The sequence below is a fragment of the Pseudomonas sp. BJa5 genome, assembly GCF_030272875.2.
In the GTDB taxonomy this organism is placed as follows: Bacteria; Pseudomonadota; Gammaproteobacteria; order Pseudomonadales; family Pseudomonadaceae; genus Aquipseudomonas.
The window spans coordinates 112942-129298 of record NZ_JALRNG020000008.1; the positions used below are offsets into that span (position 1 = coordinate 112942).

At 63.5% G+C, this 16357-nt stretch carries 17 protein-coding genes; 7 read left to right on the top strand and 10 right to left on the bottom strand.

Features of this window, described 5'->3' with window-relative positions; genetic code table 11:
* The first annotated feature begins 101 nt into the window (after nt 1–101).
* From mksB to mksF, 3 genes are read left to right on the top strand one after another with little or no spacing between them, the layout of a single operon-like run.
* Nucleotides 102–1379: an Mks condensin complex protein MksB gene (gene mksB / locus M2D63_RS07070; RefSeq protein WP_285862122.1), complete on the top strand. Its 1278-nt coding sequence runs from the start codon at nt 102–104 to the stop codon at nt 1377–1379.
* Nucleotides 1369–2070: an Mks condensin complex protein MksE gene (gene mksE, locus M2D63_RS07075; RefSeq protein ID WP_285862124.1), complete on the top strand. Its 702-nt coding sequence runs from the start codon at nt 1369–1371 to the stop codon at nt 2068–2070. The genes mksB and mksE overlap by 11 nt, the downstream gene beginning before the upstream one ends.
* Complete coding sequence (gene mksF / locus M2D63_RS07080; protein ID WP_285862126.1) at nt 2067–4901, top strand: Mks condensin complex protein MksF; 2835 nt, start codon at nt 2067–2069, stop codon at nt 4899–4901. The genes mksE and mksF overlap by 4 nt, the downstream gene beginning before the upstream one ends.
* Nucleotides 4902–4996: 95 nt before the next feature.
* On the opposite strand, the gene M2D63_RS07085 is transcribed toward mksF, so the two are convergent.
* The 5 genes from M2D63_RS07085 to rplU form a co-directional block, all read right to left on the bottom strand.
* Nucleotides 4997–5455, bottom strand: a complete 459-nt coding sequence (locus M2D63_RS07085) for a CreA family protein (RefSeq protein ID WP_285862128.1) — start codon at nt 5453–5455, stop codon at nt 4997–4999.
* 15 nt (nt 5456–5470) lie between these two features.
* Nucleotides 5471–6589: a glutamate 5-kinase gene (gene proB, locus M2D63_RS07090; RefSeq protein WP_285862129.1), complete on the bottom strand. Its 1119-nt coding sequence runs from the start codon at nt 6587–6589 to the stop codon at nt 5471–5473.
* A 75-nt stretch (nt 6590–6664) separates the two neighbouring features.
* Complete coding sequence (cgtA, locus tag M2D63_RS07095; RefSeq protein WP_285862130.1) at nt 6665–7888, bottom strand: Obg family GTPase CgtA; 1224 nt, start codon at nt 7886–7888, stop codon at nt 6665–6667.
* A gap of 192 nt (nt 7889–8080) precedes the next feature.
* Nucleotides 8081–8338 (bottom strand): 50S ribosomal protein L27, encoded by a 258-nt coding sequence (gene rpmA, locus M2D63_RS07100; protein ID WP_133215291.1) that lies wholly within the window; start codon nt 8336–8338, stop codon nt 8081–8083.
* 32 nt (nt 8339–8370) lie between these two features.
* The gene (rplU, locus tag M2D63_RS07105; protein WP_038614793.1) at nt 8371–8682 is read right to left on the bottom strand and encodes a 50S ribosomal protein L21; all 312 of its coding nucleotides are present in this window, start codon (nt 8680–8682) and stop codon (nt 8371–8373) included.
* Nucleotides 8683–8933: 251 nt separating this feature from the next.
* On the opposite strand from rplU, the gene M2D63_RS07110 reads away from it, so the two are divergent.
* The 3 genes from M2D63_RS07110 (at nt 8934) to M2D63_RS07120 (ending at nt 10768) form a co-directional block, all read left to right on the top strand.
* A complete protein-coding gene (locus M2D63_RS07110) occupies nt 8934–9902 on the top strand; it encodes a polyprenyl synthetase family protein (protein ID WP_285862131.1) in 969 nt (322 codons plus the stop codon).
* A gap of 146 nt (nt 9903–10048) precedes the next feature.
* A complete protein-coding gene (locus tag M2D63_RS07115; protein WP_285862132.1) occupies nt 10049–10390 on the top strand; it encodes a zinc ribbon domain-containing protein YjdM in 342 nt (113 codons plus the stop codon).
* A 132-nt stretch (nt 10391–10522) separates the two neighbouring features.
* Nucleotides 10523–10768 (top strand): hypothetical protein, encoded by a 246-nt coding sequence (locus M2D63_RS07120; protein ID WP_285862133.1) that lies wholly within the window; start codon nt 10523–10525, stop codon nt 10766–10768.
* A 67-nt stretch (nt 10769–10835) separates the two neighbouring features.
* Here the strand turns inward: M2D63_RS07120 and M2D63_RS07125 are convergent, their stop codons facing one another.
* From M2D63_RS07125 to M2D63_RS07145, 5 genes are all read right to left on the bottom strand, one after another.
* Complete coding sequence (locus M2D63_RS07125) at nt 10836–11453, bottom strand: FKBP-type peptidyl-prolyl cis-trans isomerase (protein WP_285862134.1); 618 nt, start codon at nt 11451–11453, stop codon at nt 10836–10838.
* An 86-nt stretch (nt 11454–11539) separates the two neighbouring features.
* Nucleotides 11540–11845 (bottom strand): DUF6482 family protein, encoded by a 306-nt coding sequence (locus tag M2D63_RS07130; RefSeq protein WP_285862135.1) that lies wholly within the window; start codon nt 11843–11845, stop codon nt 11540–11542.
* Between the two features lie 134 nt (nt 11846–11979).
* Nucleotides 11980–12468, bottom strand: a complete 489-nt coding sequence (locus M2D63_RS07135) for a TIGR00645 family protein (RefSeq protein ID WP_285862136.1) — start codon at nt 12466–12468, stop codon at nt 11980–11982.
* Nucleotides 12469–12577: 109 nt separating this feature from the next.
* Nucleotides 12578–12919: a hypothetical protein gene (locus M2D63_RS07140; protein WP_285862137.1), complete on the bottom strand. Its 342-nt coding sequence runs from the start codon at nt 12917–12919 to the stop codon at nt 12578–12580.
* A 161-nt stretch (nt 12920–13080) separates the two neighbouring features.
* Nucleotides 13081–15519, bottom strand: a complete 2439-nt coding sequence (locus M2D63_RS07145; RefSeq protein WP_285862138.1) for a Lon protease family protein — start codon at nt 15517–15519, stop codon at nt 13081–13083.
* Nucleotides 15520–15794: 275 nt separating this feature from the next.
* Between M2D63_RS07145 and M2D63_RS07150 the strand changes: the two genes are divergently transcribed.
* A complete protein-coding gene (locus M2D63_RS07150; protein WP_285862139.1) occupies nt 15795–16283 on the top strand; it encodes a DUF3015 domain-containing protein in 489 nt (162 codons plus the stop codon).
* The last annotated feature ends 74 nt before the right edge of the window (nt 16284–16357 follow it).

Genomic DNA, 16357 nt, shown 5'->3' on the forward strand with positions numbered 1-16357 from the left:
CAAATCCGCCCGGATGCCCGTTGAAACGATCAGGGGGTGAATCGACAGCCACCTGATGCAGTACAATCGGCGCTTTTATTTGGCAACGAGTCGACCCGCCAATGATCGAACCCAAGCGCGTCCTGCGCGCCCTAGCCGAACACTGGGCCTTGCTTGAGCCGTTGTGCGAACGCTTCGACGGGGGCACCCTGAGCCTCGCCGAGCTGCGCCTGCAACTGGCCAACCAGCAGTTGGAGAGCACGCCCCAGGACATCACCAGCCTGCTCGACGTCTGGATCCGCCTGGATATCCTGGTGCCGGTGGCGAAAAGCCCCAACCGTTTCGAGCTCAACGCGCAGATCCACGACTTCCTCGCCTACCTGCGCCGCGAACACCGCCTGGGCCTGTGCCTGGAGATCGAAGCCTACCTGCGCCACCTGGAGCGCCTGGCCGGGCACATCCAGGACGCCTTCGAAACGCGCGACAGCAACGACCTGGCACGCCAGCTGCGCCTGCTCGACATGCGCGTGCGCGATGTCCTGAAGAAACTCGACAACGACGAACAGGCCCTGGTCGCCGTGGCCGAACGGGCCAAGACCAGCGACCGGCAGATTCCCCTGCGCCAGCGTTACGCCGAAGTCCTGGCGACCTGGGACGAGTATGTCGAGCCGATGATCCAGCTGGTCAACGCCGACGGCGCCTTCGAACAGGGCGTGCGCAAGGTCGAGACCGTGCTGCTGCGCCTGTTGGGCGAGCAGGCGCGCCTGGGCCACCTGGTCGACGACGACATGCTGCTGCGCACCCATGCGCGCATCCTCGAGATGCAGACCAGCGCCCAGCTGACCCTGCGCCATGCCCGCGAACTGCTGCTGCCGCTGCGTGAGGAAGCCCGCCGGCACAACGCCGTGACCCGTGGCGCCGCCCTGGCCCTCTCGGTGATCCGCCGCAAGGGCCTGGACGCCGTGCCCCAGGCGGCCATGCCGCTGTTTACCCGACCGCAAAGCACCTTCCTCGGCAGCGCCAGCCAGGTCGAGGCCTACGTCTATGCCCTGGCCCGCTTCGAGCCCAAGCCTGCGCAGTTCCCCAAGGCCCACAAGAGCAACCGGGGCGATGCGCCGCGCGCGCCGCGCACGGTCAAGGAAATGCTCGAACGCTGCGAAGGCGCCCTGCCCCTGCCGGACCTGATGGTCTGGCTGCTGGAGCAGGAGCCCGAAGGCGCCACCGACGAGCTCTTGTACTGGTTCTCGCGCCTGTCGCGGGAAAAGCGCTTTGCCCGCGAGCGCCTCGAACGCCGCGATTACATCACCCGCGAACACCTGGTCAGCTTGCGTTCCTTCGCCCTGACATCCAGCCGCGAACCTTCGCCTGAGCCTATTGCGAGCCCTGCCCATGCATCTTGATCTTTCCGAACTGTCCCAGCTCGCGCCGATCTTCCGCGAGCTGTTCAAGGGCTTCCACATCAGCCGCCGCGACCCCGAGCTGTACGCCCAGCTGTCGAACTTCCAGGACCAGTACCGCGGCCTGTTCAAGGCCCTGGGCTTCGAGCTGGTGTGCGACACCCGTGGCTTCTACTACTTCGTCCCCGAGCAGGCCGCCGCCCAGGTCAACAAGACCGCCCAGCGCCTGGCGCTGTTCACTTTCATCCTGGTCGAGCACCTGGCCGACCAGGGCCGCGACCCGATGTCGGTGCTCGACGGCGGCAGCCTCGGCCGCGACGAACTGCCGTCGATGCTGGAAAAATATCGCGACCTGTTTATCCAGGCCGAGGTCCAGACCCCCGACGAGCTGGAAGAAAAGATCATGCGCCGCATGACCCAGCTCGGCTTTGCCCATGAAGAGAACGGCATCTACCGCTTCCTGCCGCCGATGCACCGCTTCCTCGATGTCTGCCTGTCGGTCCAGCAGGACCGCGACCTGGCCGCCAGCCTGCACAGCGCCTTGCCGCTGCCGGCGCCGGTGCTGGTCGAGGAAGAAAGCCCCGAGGAGCTGAACCGCACCGACGACCCGCTTGACCTCACACCGTTCGAGGAAAGCGAAGAAGAGGCCCTGGCCCGGGCCATTGCCGAAGAGCAACAGGAGATTGACGCATGAGCCAGGAACGCTACGGCATCCGCCGCTTCGCACTGCTCAACACCGCTGGCTACAGCCTTGGCCTGTTCCCCCTGGAACACCCGCTGTCGGTCTACGGTGCCAACAACCTGGGCAAGAGTGCCTCGATCAACGCCCTGCAGTTCCCGATCCTGGCGCGCATGTCCGATATGAGTTTCGGCAAGTACAGCCTGGAGCAGTCGCGGCGCTTCTACTTTGCCAGCGACACCAGCTACATCCTCTGCGAAGTCAACCTGCCCCACGGCCCGCACGTGATCGGTGTGGTCGGCCGCGGCCCGGGTGGCGGCTTCGGTCACCAGTTCTTCGCCTATGCCGGCGAGCTGGACCTGGGTCACTACCAGAAGAACGACACCTGCCTGCGCCAGAAAGAGCTGTTCAACAACCTTGAGCGCAACGGCCTGAAAGCCTACGAGCTCAAGCCCGACGAACTGCGCCGCCTGCTGGTCGGTGGCCACACCTCGATCCCGCTGGACCTGACCCTGATCCCGCTGCGCTCCACCAGCGAGCAGAGCCTGAAGACCTTCCGCGCACTGTTCATCAACCTGCTGCACATGCGCGAGATCACCGCGGCCAAGCTCAAGCAGCTGTTCCTCGATGCCTTCGAGCACAGCCTGCGCTCGGGCAGCGTCGACTACATCGCCGCCTGCGAAGAAGCCTTCCGCGACGTGCGCCGCATGGAGCAGGACTACAACTCCCTGGTTGCCGCCGGCCCTCTGGTAGAGGCCCTGGCCAACGGCGTGATCCAGCGCGACATCCTGCGCGGCAAGCTGCATCGCCTGTCGCCCTTGCTCGACTCGCTGCTGGGCACCTGGCAAGACTACGCCAGCGCCCGTAAAGAGGAGCTGGTGATCCAGGCCGAGCACTACAAGAACGAACAGGACCACCTGCAGAACGACCAGCGTGGCGGCACCCAGGAGCTGATGCGCCTGGAACGCGAGATCACTGGCGTACAGCGCTGGCTGGGCGAGCTGTCGGTGCTCAAGCACCGCTTTGCCCTGATCGATGACGTCAAGGTCCTGGAGCAGCAACTGCTGGCCGCCAAGGACGCCCACGACGAACTGGCCGGCGCACTGGCCCAGTCGCGCCAGTTCAGCGCGGAGGATCTGGAAGAGCGTCTGCGCGAGCTGGAAAAGCGCCTCAAGTCGGTCAAGCAGCAACTCGACCACGCCGACAACAACAGCTATGCGCGCCTGCGCGAAGAGTTCTCCCAGCAGGACGTCGAGCGCCTGATGCGCCTGTTCAACGGCGCCCTGTTCAGCCTGCCGCTGGGCGACCGCGGCATCGAGCTGGATGACAGCGACCTGTGGGTGAAATCACTGGAAGCGGTGCTCGACGGCTTCAAGGGCGAGCGTTTCGAAGCCCCGGGCCTGTCCATCGACCTTTCGCACATCGAGCCGCCGGCCCTGCAGGCCCTGGCCGACCGCGCCGCCCTGCGCGACCAGAAGGAGCGCCTGGAAAAAGAGCTCAAGCAGCTCAAGACCCAGCAGGCCGTGGCCGCCGACCGCGCCGCGAGCAAGACCCAGACCGAAGCCCTGTACCAGCAGGTACTGGATGCGCAGAAGGCCCTGGAAGACTTCCGCCGCACCCAGACCCTGTCCGCCGAGGAAGGCGACAAGCTCGAGCAGCTGGCGCAGATGGAAGCCGCCCAGGACGAGCTCAAGCGTTCCAGCGATGCCTTCACCGAGCGCGTCCAGCAGCTGTCGGCCAAGCTGCAACTGGTCGGCCGGCAGATCGCTGACATGGAAGCCAAGCAGCGCACTCTCGACGACGCCCTGCGCCGTCGCCAGCTGCTGCCTGCCGACCTGCCGTTCGGCACGCCGTTCATGGAGCCGGTGGACGACTCCATGGACAACCTGCTGCCGCTGCTCAACGACTACCAGGACAGCTGGCAAGGCCTGCTGCGCGTCGACGGCCAGATCGAGGCGCTGTACGCCCAGGTGCGCCTCAAGGGCGTGGCCAAGTTCGACAGCGAAGACGACATGGAGCGCCGCCTGCAGCTGCTGATCAACGCCTACTCGCACCGCACCGAAGAAGCCCTGACCCTGGGCAAGGCGCGCCGTGCGGCGGTCACCGACATCGCCCGGACCCTGCGCAACATCCGCAGCGACTACGACAGCCTCGAACACCAGCTGGCGCTGTTCAACCGCGAGATCAACAAGCGCCAGGTCTCCAACCTGGAGAGCTTCCGCATCGTCCTGGCGCCGAACAAGGAAGCGCTCAAGCACATCGACCAGATCATCCACAGCGCCGGCCAGTACGAGGAAGGCGAGACCCTGTCGGTGTTCGACCTGACCCAGAGCGCCGAGCAGGACAACAAGAACGAAGAGGCCAAGGAGTACCTGGCACGGCTGGTGGCGGCCAACCACAACCAGCTGGGCCTGAAGGACCTGTTCGAATTGGCCTTCGAGATCACCAAGGTCGGTGGCCAGCCGGTGATCCACACCGACATCGATGGCGCGGCGTCCAACGGCACCACCATGACCATCAAGGCGCTGACCAACATGTACCTGTTGCTGCACCTGATGGACCGCGACCTGGCCGGCCGTGTGCGCCTGCCGTACTACCTGGACGAAGCGGCCGACATCGACGAACGCAACCAGGCGGCGCTGCTGGAAACCAGCCTGCAGCTGGGCTTCGTACCGATCCTGGCGAGCGTGAAGCCGCAGGTGTCGGCGCGGGTGGCGATCGACCTGGAAGGCGGTAGCGGGCCGAACGGCATCTACATCGACGAGGCGGACTGGAAGTTCATCAGCCGTCGCGATGAAGTGAAGGCGGTGGTGCGCGAAGAAGCCGAGGAAGAAACCTCGGCCTGAGGTGATGGCGAGGTTATCGCGGGGCAAGCCCGCTCCCACAGGGTTTTATGACACCTGTAGGAGCGGGCTTGCCCCGCGATGCATTCAGCCCTGTATCACTGCTGCGGCCATGGCAAGATCGGAATCGCCGTCACCGCATTCTGCGGACTGCCTTCGATCAGCCGGTCCGAGTACACCAGGTAGACCAGGGTGTTGCGCTTCTTGTCGAGAAAGCGCACCACCTGCATGGTCTTGAACACCAGCGAGGTGCGCTCCTTGAACACCTCGTCACCGTCCTTGAGCTGTTCCTTGAAACGAATCGGCCCCACCTGGCGACAAGCGATCGAGGCTTCGGCGCGGTCCTCGGCCAGGCCCAGGCCGCCCTTCACGCCACCGGTCTTGGCCCGCGACAGGTAGCAGGTCACCCCTTCCACCTTCGGATCGTCGAATGCCTCGACCACGATGCGGTCGTTCGGCCCGACGAACTTGAACACGGTCGACACCTGACCGATTTCCTCGGCCGACGCCAGCACTGGCAAGGCCAGCAGCGCCGCTGCAACTATCCCTTTGAACACGGCAGTTTCCTCAGATCAGACCAGAATCAGGTTGTCACGGTGCACCAGCTCAGGCTCTGCGCTGTAGCCCAGCAGGCCTTCGATGGCTTCGGAGGACTGGCCGATGATCTTCTGCGCTTCCAGGGCGCTGTAGTTGGCCAGGCCGCGGGCCACTTCCAGGCCGTCCGGGCCGACGCAGACCACCATCTCGCCACGGCGGAAGCTGCCCTGCACGGTCTTGACCCCGACCGGCAGCAGGCTCTTGTTGTCGCTGCGCAAGGCCTTCACCGCGCCATCGTCGAGCACCAGGGTGCCACGGGTCTGCAGGTGGCCGGCCAGCCACTGCTTGCGCGCCGCCAGCATGCCGCGCTCGGGCGACAGCAGGGTGCCCAGGCGCTCACCGGCCTTGAGGCGGTCGAGCACGCGCTCCAGGCGCCCGCCGACGATGATGGTGTGGGCGCCGGAACGGGCGGCCAGGCGCGCGGCGCGCAGCTTGGTCTGCATGCCGCCACGGCCCAGGGCGCCACCGGTGCCACCGGCCACCGCATCCAGGGCCGGATCGTCGGCACGGGCTTCGTAGATCAGCTGGGCATCAGGGTTGTTGCGCGGGTCGGCGTCGAACATGCCGTCACGGTCGGTGAGGATCACCAGCAGGTCGGCTTCCACCAGGTTGGCCACCAGGGCCGCCAGGGTGTCGTTGTCGCCGAAACGGATCTCGTCGGTGACCACGGTGTCGTTCTCGTTGATCACCGGCACCACGCCCAGCTCCACCAGGGTGCGCAGGGTGCTGCGGGCATTGAGGTAACGCTTGCGGTCCGACAGGTCGTCGTGGGTCAGAAGAATCTGCGCCGTGTGCCGGCCATGCTCGGCAAAGCTCGACTCCCAGGCCTGCACCAGGCCCATCTGGCCGATCGAGGCAGCAGCCTGCAGCTCGTTCATCGCACTCGGTCGCTTGGCCCAGCCCAGGCGGCTCATGCCCGCGGCCACCGCCCCGGACGACACCAGCACCAATTCGACACCCGCTTCATGCAACGCCACCATCTGCTCGACCCAGACACCCATGGCCGCACGATCCAGGCCCTTGCCATCCGCTGTCAGCAGGGCACTACCGATTTTCACGACCCAGCGCTGCGCACCCGTCACCTTGCTCCGCATCTTCTTCCAACCTATATAGATCTTTAGATACTAAAACGCCGCTCATCAGAGCGGCGTTTAGTGTACTGCAACGCGTCAGTCGCGCACGTAAATGATTTCCGGACCGTCTTCGTCGTCATCATCCCAATCGTCGTCATCATCGTCGCCGATGTCGTGCACGCTCTTCACGCCGCTGCGGCGCAGGGCGCGGGCATCGTCCAGGGCCTGCAGCTGGGCACGGGCCTCGTCTTCGATGCGCTGGTCGAGCTCGGCCAGCTCTTCGGCGTAGGCCGGATCGTTGGCCAGGCGGTCGGCGCGGTCTTCGAGGTAGCGCATGATGTCGCGGCTGAGCTGCTCGGTGCCCTGTTTGGAGATGGCCGAGATCACGTAGACCGGACCTTCCCACTGCAGGCGCTCGACCACTTCCTTGACGCGCTCGTCGCGCTCGTCGTCCATGACCATGTCCGACTTGTTCAGTACCAGCCAGCGCTCACGCTCGGCCAGCGACGGGCTGAACTGGGTCAGCTCGTTGACGATCACTTCAGCGGCATCGGCCGGGCTGCTTTCGTCCAGCGGGGCCATGTCGACCAGGTGCAGCAGAATGCGGGTACGCGCCAGGTGCTTGAGGAAGCGGATACCCAGGCCGGCACCTTCGGAGGCGCCTTCGATCAGGCCGGGAATGTCGGCAATGACGAAGCTCTTCCAGCGGTCGACGCTGACCACGCCCAGGTTCGGCACCAGGGTGGTGAACGGGTAGTCGGCGACTTTCGGCTTGGCGGCCGATACCGAGCGGATGAAGGTACTCTTGCCGGCGTTCGGCAGGCCCAGCAGGCCGACGTCGGCCAGCACTTTCATTTCCAGCTTCAGGTCACGCTGCTCGCCCGGCTTGCCCGGCGTGGTCTGGCGTGGCGCCCGGTTGGTACTGGATTTGAAACGGGTGTTGCCCAGGCCGTGCCAGCCGCCCTGGACCACCATCAGTTTCTGGCCAGGGGTGACCAGGTCGCCGATGACTTCCTGGGTGGCGGCGTCGATCACCGTGGTGCCGACCGGCACGCGCAGGATCAGGTCGTCGCCCTTCTTGCCGGTGCAGTCGGTGCTGCCGCCATTGGAGCCGCGCTGGGCTTCGAAATGACGGGTGTAGCGGTAGTCGACCAGGGTATTGAGGTTCTCGTCGGCAACCATGAACACCGAGCCGCCGTCGCCACCGTCACCGCCGTTGGGACCACCGTTCTCGATGAATTTTTCGCGGCGGAAGCTCATGCAACCGTTACCGCCGTCACCGGCTTTGACCCGGATCGATACTTCGTCAACAAACTTCATAAAAACCGCCTCTCGTCAGCTGGACGAGCTGAATGACTCAAAGACATAAGGCTCTTGCAAAAATGAGCGCGGCGGCCCCGTCACGACAGTAACAACCCACGCCGGCAGCCCATACAAACAGCTTTGCAAGAGACTCACCCCACAAACGAAAAAGCCCCGTCGCAAGACAGGGCTTTTCCAGCGATCGCGCGATTACTCGGCAACGACGCTCACGTAACGACGATTGAACTCGCCTTTTACTTCGAACTTGATCTTACCCGCGATCTTGGCGAACAGGGTGTGATCCTTGCCCATGCCAACGCCGTAGCCAGCGTGGAATTGGGTGCCGCGCTGACGCACGATGATGTTGCCAGGAACGATAGCCTGGCCGCCATACATCTTCACGCCAAGGCGTTTGGCTTCTGAGTCGCGACCGTTACGGGTACTACCACCAGCTTTTTTGTGTGCCATGGTTCAATTCTCCAGAAATGGGATTTTGGCGATTAAGCCGAAATACCGGTGATCTTGATTTCGGTGAACCACTGGCGGTGGCCCATACGCTTCATGTGGTGCTTACGGCGACGGAACTTGATGATGCGCACTTTGTCGTGACGACCTTGCGAGATCACTTCAGCAACAACTTTGGCACCAGCAACGACTGGAGCGCCGATGTTCACGTCGTCGCCATTGGCAACCAACAGAACGCGGTCGAAAGTAACGGATTCGCCAGTGGCGACTTCCAGTTTTTCGATTTTCAGGTATTCACCTTCGGCGACTTTGTACTGCTTGCCACCGGTAACAATTACTGCGTACATGGTATTTCTCCGATAATCCTGCTCACCCAGCTCTTTATAGGAAGAGTATTGGCTGGCATGGCTGCATAGGGCTGGAACGGCCCAGTGCAATTGCGTAAGGCAGGTGCTGCCCAGGAAGTTCAGGGTGCGCGATTGTACGCAAGCCACGCCGCCCTTGCAAGTCCCGACCCCGGCCCGCCGGGACCGCGCCTTGACACGCCGGGACCCGCGACCTAGCATGCCGCGCAACCTTTATGGAGCACCTGTGGCCGATGCAACCCCAAGCTTTCTACCGCGCGGTAGCGGATGACTTCAGCGCCGTTGACGAGATTATCAAGAAACAGCTGACTTCGCGTGTACCGCTGGTATCGAAAATCGGCGATTACATCACGTCGGCCGGCGGCAAGCGCCTGCGCCCGCTGCTGGTTCTGTTGTGTGGCAAGGCCCTGGGCCGCGAAGGCGACGACGTGCGCCTGCTGGCTGCCACCATCGAATTTTTGCACACCGCCACCCTGCTGCACGACGACGTGGTCGACATGTCCGGCATGCGCCGTGGCCGTTCCACCGCCAACGCGCTGTGGGGCAATGCGCCGAGCGTACTGGTCGGCGACTTCCTCTATTCGCGCTCGTTCGAAATGATGGTCGAACTGGGCTCGATGCCGGTCATGCAGATCCTTTCCAAGGCCACCCGGGTCATCGCCGAGGGCGAAGTCCTGCAGTTGTCCAAGGTACGCGACGCCAGCACCACCGAAGAAGTCTACATGGACGTCATTCGCGGCAAGACCGCCATGCTGTTCGAAGCCTCGACCCACAGTGCCGCCGCCCTGGCCGGGGCCACCCCCGAGCAGCGCGAGGCCCTGCGCACCTTCGGCGACCACCTGGGCGTGGCCTTCCAGCTGGTCGACGACCTGCTCGACTACAAGGGCGATGCCCAGACCCTGGGCAAGAACGTCGGCGACGACCTGGCCGAAGGCAAGCCGACCCTGCCGCTGATCTACACCATGCGCGAAGGCACCGCCGAACAGGCCGCCCTGGTCCGCCAGGCGATCCAGAAAGGCGGCATCGAGGACCTGGAAAGCATCCGCGCCGCGGTCGAAGCCTCAGGTTCGCTGGACTACACCGCCCAGCTCGCCCGCGACTACGTGGCCCGCGCCATCGCCTGCCTGGACGTGCTGCCGGCCAGCGAATACCGCGATGCCCTGGTGGAGCTGAGCGAGTTCGCGGTCGCTCGTACCCACTGATACGTCACCTCCCCTATCGCGGGGCAAGCCCGCTCCCACAGCAGTTGACCCTGTGGGAGCGGGCTTGCCCCGCGATTGCATTCCCCCTCTCGCAACAAAACCCTATACAATGTAGGTTTTGTACCCGCTTGTCTTGAGGAACCCCAGTGAGCACTTTGCCACCCTGCCCCAAATGCAACTCCGAATACACCTACGAAGACGGCACCCAGCTGGTCTGCCCCGAGTGCGCCCACGAGTGGTCGGCCAGCGGTGAAGCCGAAGCGACCAGCGACGAGACGGTGAAGAAGGATGCGGTGGGCAACGTCCTGCAGGACGGCGACACCATCACCGTGATCAAGGACCTGAAGGTCAAGGGCACCTCGCTGGTGGTCAAGGTCGGCACCAAGGTCAAGAATATCCGTCTGTGCGATGGCGACCACGACATCGACTGCAAGATCGACGGCATCGGCCCGATGAAGCTGAAGTCGGAGTTCGTCCGCAAGGTCTGACTTCTGTGGTTCCGGGGCTGGCCGCCAGCCTCGGAACGGCACGCTGCACCCTCCGGCATTTTTTTGCCAATAGGCCCTTGCTATTTTGATAATAAGAATTATTCTCATTGGGCGCTTCCAAGGAGAATAGCCATGACTTATCTGATAGACGCCTGGCTTGACCGCCCCCATCCGTACCTGCGCATCCTGCACCGGGAAACCGGCGAGGTGTGTGCCGTGCTTGAAGAAGAAGCACTGGACGAACTGCGCGACCAGGGTGACCTGGATCTCAATGGTTTGAATTCAAGCGAGCCGGTCGTGCTCAAGGAACTGGTGAGGAACCTGTTCCTGTTCTGCTATGCCCGGGCGTTGCGCCCCGGGGGAGCCGAGTGGCATTGAAAGCATCGCGGGGCAAGCCCGCTCCCACAGATGACCCTGTGGGAGCGGGCTTGCCCCGCGACAGGTATTACAGAACGTCCAGCAGCTCGACGTCGAACACCAGCACGCTGTGCGGCGGGATGCTGCCAACGCCCTGGGCGCCGTAAGCCAGCTCGCTCGGCACGTACAGGCGCCATTTGCTACCGGCGTTCATCAGTTGCAGGGCTTCGGTCCAGCCGGCGATCACGCCGCTGACCGGGAACTCGGCCGGCTGGCCGCGCTCGTAGGAGCTGTCGAACACGGTGCCGTCGATCAGGGTGCCATGGTAGTGGGTGCGCACGCTGTCTTCGCGGCTTGGCTTGGCGCCTTCACCTGCGGTCAGGACTTCGAATTGCAGACCCGAGGCCAGGGTGGTGATGCCGTCACGCTTGGCGTTTTCAGCCAGGAAAGCTTTACCGGCGCCAGCGGCCGCTTCGGCCTTGGCAGCGGCTTCGGCCTGCATGATTTCGCGGATGACCTTGAAGCTGGCCGACAGGTCTTCTTCGCTGACGCGGCTGTCCTGGCCATTGAAGGCGTCGGTCAGGCCGGCCAGGATCGCTTCCAGGCTCACGCCCGGTGGCGGGTTGTCACGCAGTTGGCCACCCAGCTGGCGGCCGATGCCGTAGCTGACGCGAGTTTCGTCGGTAGACAGATTGATTTCGGACATTTGCTTGCTCCGCAGCAGGGCGCACGACAACCGCGCCCTTTATGAAAAGGGCGAGCAGCCTAGCACACTGCGACGAGGCAGATCAGCTACCAGGCGGAACGGCGCGGCATCGGTATCTTCATGTCGCCGTCACCGGCGTTGCTGCCGCCGCACATCTCGTCGTCCATCGACCAGTGCACCAGGTGCAGCGGCACCGCAGGCAAACCACTGAGCAAGCGCTGTGCATCGACCACCGAGTGCACTTGCAGACGCTTTCCACGGGGATCCGACAATGGGTAGGCGTGGCCTTTGACCCGGGCTTCGAGAATGTAGTCGCCGCCTTCGATGGCGATCAGGTTGAGCTCTTCGACATGACCGGCCTTGGCCTCGGTGTTCAGTTCGTGCAGGTTCATTGCGACACCTCGTTACTGGCACTTCGAGTGACTGCTCATTTTTTCTACAGCACTGCGCAAAGCACAAGGCAGAAACACAACCGCCCGTCCGTTTTGCAACGGACGGGCGGTGATTTAACGCGCCTGGCGGACGATCAGTGCTTGGTCAGCTTGTCCAGGTACCCCATGGCGAAGGCCGAGACCACGAAGGTCATGTGGATGATCACGTACCACATCAGGTATTCGGTCTCGATGTTGCGCGCATCCATGAACACCCGCAGCAGGTGGATCGAGGAGATCGCCACGATGGAGGCAGCGACTTTCATCTTCAGCGAAGACGAGTCCATCTTGCCCAGCCAGTTGAGCTTTTCCTTGTCTTCGTCGATGTCCAGCTGCGAGACGAAGTTCTCGTAGCCGGAGATCATCACCATCACCAGCAAGCCACCGACCAGGGCCATGTCGATCAGCGACAGGATCACCAGGATCAGGTCGGCCTCGGCCAGGGAGAAGATGTTGGGCAGGACGTGGAAGATCTCCTGGAAGAACTTCAGTGCCAGTGCCAGCAGGCCCAACGACAGGCCAAAATAGATCGGCGCGAGCAGCCAGCGCGAGGCATACATCGCATTTTCGATAAAACGTTCCATTGAAAACCCGTCAGGTGGCAAAAAAGCGAGCGCGAGTATAACAGCCAGTCATGACAGGAAAAGCCCGTGGCACGCTGCCACAGGCGCGATGATCAGGCCCCCGGAGGCGTCAGGTTTCCGGGTGGAACTGAATGTCGCCGACGTGATGGACACGCTCACCATTGACCCGGCGCAGCTGGGCCTGCAGGTGCACGCTCCAGATCTGCGGATCGTCGGCCAGCTGGTAACCGTGCAGGGTCAGGCTATCGACAATGGCGTTGAGCACCGACTCGGCCACGAAGGGTCCATGGAACGGCCCCTGGGCCTTGATGGCGGAAGGTTGTTCGCCAGCCATGCCGGCGGCGAACAGCAGGGTCCACATGCCGTTGTCGCCGGCCAGTGGGCGGATGCTGCATTCAATGCGGGTCACCAGGCCCAGGCATTGGCGGGTGAGGCTGAGGCTGCGCGGCATGGCGACGATCCTCGGTAAACCCTGTGTTTCAGCCCTGCAGGCAAGGCTGATTCACTCCTGTGGTTGCTACGCTCCCTGAATTGAAGAATAGAAGAAATCCACCCGGGTGTAGAAAAACCGGCGCCCGGTGGTCAAGGCCGCCGGGACGCCGATAATTTGACTCAGGACAGCTTGACCTGGGCCAGAGGCTGTTCGGCGTGCTCCTTCTCGGCCTCCTTGAGCTCTTCTTCGCCGATCATCTCGGCGATCACCCGCAGACGCTCCACCACCCGGGCGTTGACGCTGCCCTCGGGGAACTGCCCGTCGGCATCCGGCTCACCCGCCGGTTCGCCGACCAGCAGGCTCAGCGCCTCGTCGGCCTGGCTCACCGCGTAGACATGGAACATGCCGGCACGCACCGCCTGCAGCACCCGCTCATCGAGCATCAGGGTGGCAACGTTGGCGCGCGGGATGATTGCTCCCTGCTCGCCAGTCAGGCCCCGGGCCTCGCAGAGGCGGAAGAAGCCCTCGATCTTCTCGTTGACCCCACCGACCGCCTGCACTTCGCCGAACTGGTTGATCGAACCGGTAATGGCGAAGCACTGCTTGAGCGGTGTCTTCGACAGCGCCGAGATCAGGGTGCAGGCCTCGCCCAGCGACGCACTGTCGCCGTCCACGTAGCCGTAGGACTGCTCCAGGGCGATGCTCGCCGAAATCGCCAGGGGGAATTCCTGGGCATAGCGACTGCCCAGGTAGCCGGTGAGGATCATCACCCCCTTGGAGTGGATCGGCTGGCCGAGATTGACCTCACGCTCGATATCGACGATGCCGCTGCCGCCGGGATAGACCGTGGCGGAAATTCGTGCCGGCACGCCGAAGGCCGAGTCACCGACCTCCAGCACCGTCAGGCCGTTGCACTTGCCCACCGCCGCGCCTTCAGTATCGATGAGGATGATCCCGGCCAGCATGTCGTCGAGGATCCGCGCCGACACCCGCCCGGTGCGGGTGGCCTTGGCCTTGAGCGCCCGCTCGATATGACCGGCATCGGTCATTTCGTCATTGGCCAGGTGGCGGATGAAATCCGCTTCGCTGACCAGCTGGAACAGGTCGCCAATACGCGCCGACAACCGCCCCTGGTGTTCGGCCAGGCGCGCGCTGTAGGTCGCCAGGCGTGCCACCGCATCGGCGCTCAGGGGCGCCATGCCCTCCTCGCTGGTGCGGGTCTTGAGCAACTGGGCGAACTGCTCCAGGCTCTCGTCGACCATCGGGATGTCTTCATCGAAGTCCACCAGCACCCGGAACATCTCCTGGAAGTCCGGGTCGTGGTCCTGCAGCGCGTAATACAGCTGGCGGGCGCCGATGATGATGACCTTGATCTGCAGCGGGATCATCTGCGGCGTCAGCGACACGGTCGCTACCCGGCCCAGCTCGCCCAGCGGCGACTCCATCTTCAGCTTGCGCGACTGCAGCGCGCGCTTGAGCGCATCCCAGACGAAGGGTTCGCCGAGCATCTTCTCCGCTTCAAGGATCAGGAAGCCGCCATTGGCCCGATGCAGGGCACCAGGGCGCAACTGCCGGTAGGAGGTGTACAGCGCGCCCTGGTCGGTGCTGTATTCGATTCGGCCGAACAGGTTGTCGTAGGTCGGGTGCGGCTCGAACACCACCGGCGCACCGCCACTGGCATGGTGGCCGACCACCAGGCTGGGTGCGTACTGCTCTTCGAGCAGCTTGCGCGCCACCGCGTCGACCTTGCTGTCATCGACCAGCTGCTCGACCACGGTGCGCAGCAGGTTGACCTGCATGGACTGCAGGTAGGCGCAGACTTCGGCGTTTTCTGCGTATTTTTCTGACAGCGGTGCCAGCAATGGCTGCAACGCCAGAGTGATGGTTTCTTCATTGAGCTGACGCAGCTGGTTGCTCGACTCACGCTTCCATTGCGGCAGGCTCGCCAGCTCCTCATTGAGGCGCTCTTCCAGAGCGGCGATGTCCTCGTGGAAGCGCTCGCGCTCGGACTCCGGCAACTGGCCGAACTCGGCTTCGTCCAGGGCCTTGCCGTCGAGCATCGGGGTGAACGCGACGTTGCTGCTGTCGCGGTACAGGGCCACGTCTTTTTCCAGCGAGGCCCGCTCGATCACATCCAGGGCACGGTCGTAGCGCTGGTTGAAAGCGCGGTCGATGGCGCTCTTCTTCTGCTGGTAGGAGGGGTGCTCGAACACCGCGGGAAAGGTTGCGACCAGGTTGTCGATCAGGTGACCGATGTCGCTGGCGAACACACCCGCGCTGCCGGGCGGTAATTCCAGGGCCCGCGGCTCGCGAGGCTCTTCGAAGTTATTGACATAGACCCAGTCCGACGGCGTTTGCAGGCGCTTGCCTTCGGCCTTGAGGTAGCGTTTGACGAACGAGAAACGCCCGGTGCCGGGCTCGCCCATGACAAATACGTTGTAACCGGGACGTGGCATGGCGACGCCGAACTGCAAGGCTTCGACGGCACGTTCCTGGCCAAGCACACCGCGAAAAGGCTCCAGATCATTGGTGGTGGAAAAAGCGAACTGTTCGGCGGAAAACGGCCGGGTCAAGGCTTCTGGCGCAAGACGCAGGCTCGCAGCGACAGGATCGGGCATCGGGCTTCCTTACTTCGGCGGGGCAGATGAAAGCATTCTGGCGCCGCCCGGCCGCGCCTTGCAAGGCTCATCGCTACAATATGTCGCAGTGTCCAAAACCCGCTCTACGTCAACTTTTTCAAGCAATTTTTGGCAATTAATCACGCAAGCCTTAGATCGTGCCTAAACTCCAACCTGCGCGGCTGGGTATACACCGACCCGCCCCTGGCACGCTGCGACAGCGATGCCAGACAACCCTGACCTTTGGTTTGCACGATTAGAACGAGAACATTGCTATGAAACGGATTCTTCTGGGTACTCTGTTCACCGCGGTTTCCCTCAATGCCATGGCCCAGGCGCCCGGCGGACCGGACTGCGGCTGGGGCAACATGCTGTTCGAGGGCCAGCGCGGCACACCGGCCCACTTCCTTGCGTCCACCACCAACGGTACTTCCGGCAACGCCACCTTCGGCATGACCTCGGGCACCAACGGCTGCTCGACCAACGCGTCGCTGACCTATGGCGGCAAATCCTGGTTCGCCATGAACGGCATGATGAACGAGCTCTCCGAAGACATGGCCAAAGGCCAGGGCGAAGCCTTGACCACCTATGCCGTGGTGCTCGGTGTCGCCCCGCAAGACCGCGCCCACTTCGCCGCCGTCACTCACCAGCACTTCCAGGAAATCTTCAAGACCGCGGACGTCACCGCAGAAGATGTCCACAGCAACACCCTGGCCGTACTGAAAGGCGATCCACGCCTGGCCAAATACGCTACCGAGGCTTAAGTCCGGTCCGCCCGTCCCCGCGCGGGGGCGGGTTGTTTCCTGCCTCTATCGGCATCATTCAGACGTAGTTGCCC

Excerpts from the sequence above, each read along its gene's own strand:
- mksE (WP_285862124.1), top strand. The coding sequence starts at position 1,369 with ATGCATCTTGATCTTTCCGAACTGTCCCAGCTCGCGCCGATCTTCCGC.
- M2D63_RS07135 (WP_285862136.1), bottom strand. The coding sequence starts at position 12,468 with ATGGAACGTTTTATCGAAAATGCGATGTATGCCTCGCGCTGGCTGCTC.
- mksF (WP_285862126.1), top strand. The coding sequence starts at position 2,067 with ATGAGCCAGGAACGCTACGGCATCCGCCGCTTCGCACTGCTCAACACC.
- mksB (WP_285862122.1), top strand. The coding sequence starts at position 102 with ATGATCGAACCCAAGCGCGTCCTGCGCGCCCTAGCCGAACACTGGGCC.
- rplU (WP_038614793.1), bottom strand. The coding sequence starts at position 8,682 with ATGTACGCAGTAATTGTTACCGGTGGCAAGCAGTACAAAGTCGCCGAA.
- M2D63_RS07120 (WP_285862133.1), top strand. The coding sequence starts at position 10,523 with ATGACTTATCTGATAGACGCCTGGCTTGACCGCCCCCATCCGTACCTG.
- rpmA (WP_133215291.1), bottom strand. The coding sequence starts at position 8,338 with ATGGCACACAAAAAAGCTGGTGGTAGTACCCGTAACGGTCGCGACTCA.
- proB (WP_285862129.1), bottom strand. The coding sequence starts at position 6,589 with ATGCGGAGCAAGGTGACGGGTGCGCAGCGCTGGGTCGTGAAAATCGGT.
- M2D63_RS07125 (WP_285862134.1), bottom strand. The coding sequence starts at position 11,453 with ATGTCCGAAATCAATCTGTCTACCGACGAAACTCGCGTCAGCTACGGC.
- cgtA (WP_285862130.1), bottom strand. The coding sequence starts at position 7,888 with ATGAAGTTTGTTGACGAAGTATCGATCCGGGTCAAAGCCGGTGACGGC.
- M2D63_RS07145 (WP_285862138.1), bottom strand. The coding sequence starts at position 15,519 with ATGCCCGATCCTGTCGCTGCGAGCCTGCGTCTTGCGCCAGAAGCCTTG.
- M2D63_RS07150 (WP_285862139.1), top strand. The coding sequence starts at position 15,795 with ATGAAACGGATTCTTCTGGGTACTCTGTTCACCGCGGTTTCCCTCAAT.
- M2D63_RS07130 (WP_285862135.1), bottom strand. The coding sequence starts at position 11,845 with ATGAACCTGCACGAACTGAACACCGAGGCCAAGGCCGGTCATGTCGAA.
- M2D63_RS07110 (WP_285862131.1), top strand. The coding sequence starts at position 8,934 with ATGCAACCCCAAGCTTTCTACCGCGCGGTAGCGGATGACTTCAGCGCC.
- M2D63_RS07140 (WP_285862137.1), bottom strand. The coding sequence starts at position 12,919 with ATGCCGCGCAGCCTCAGCCTCACCCGCCAATGCCTGGGCCTGGTGACC.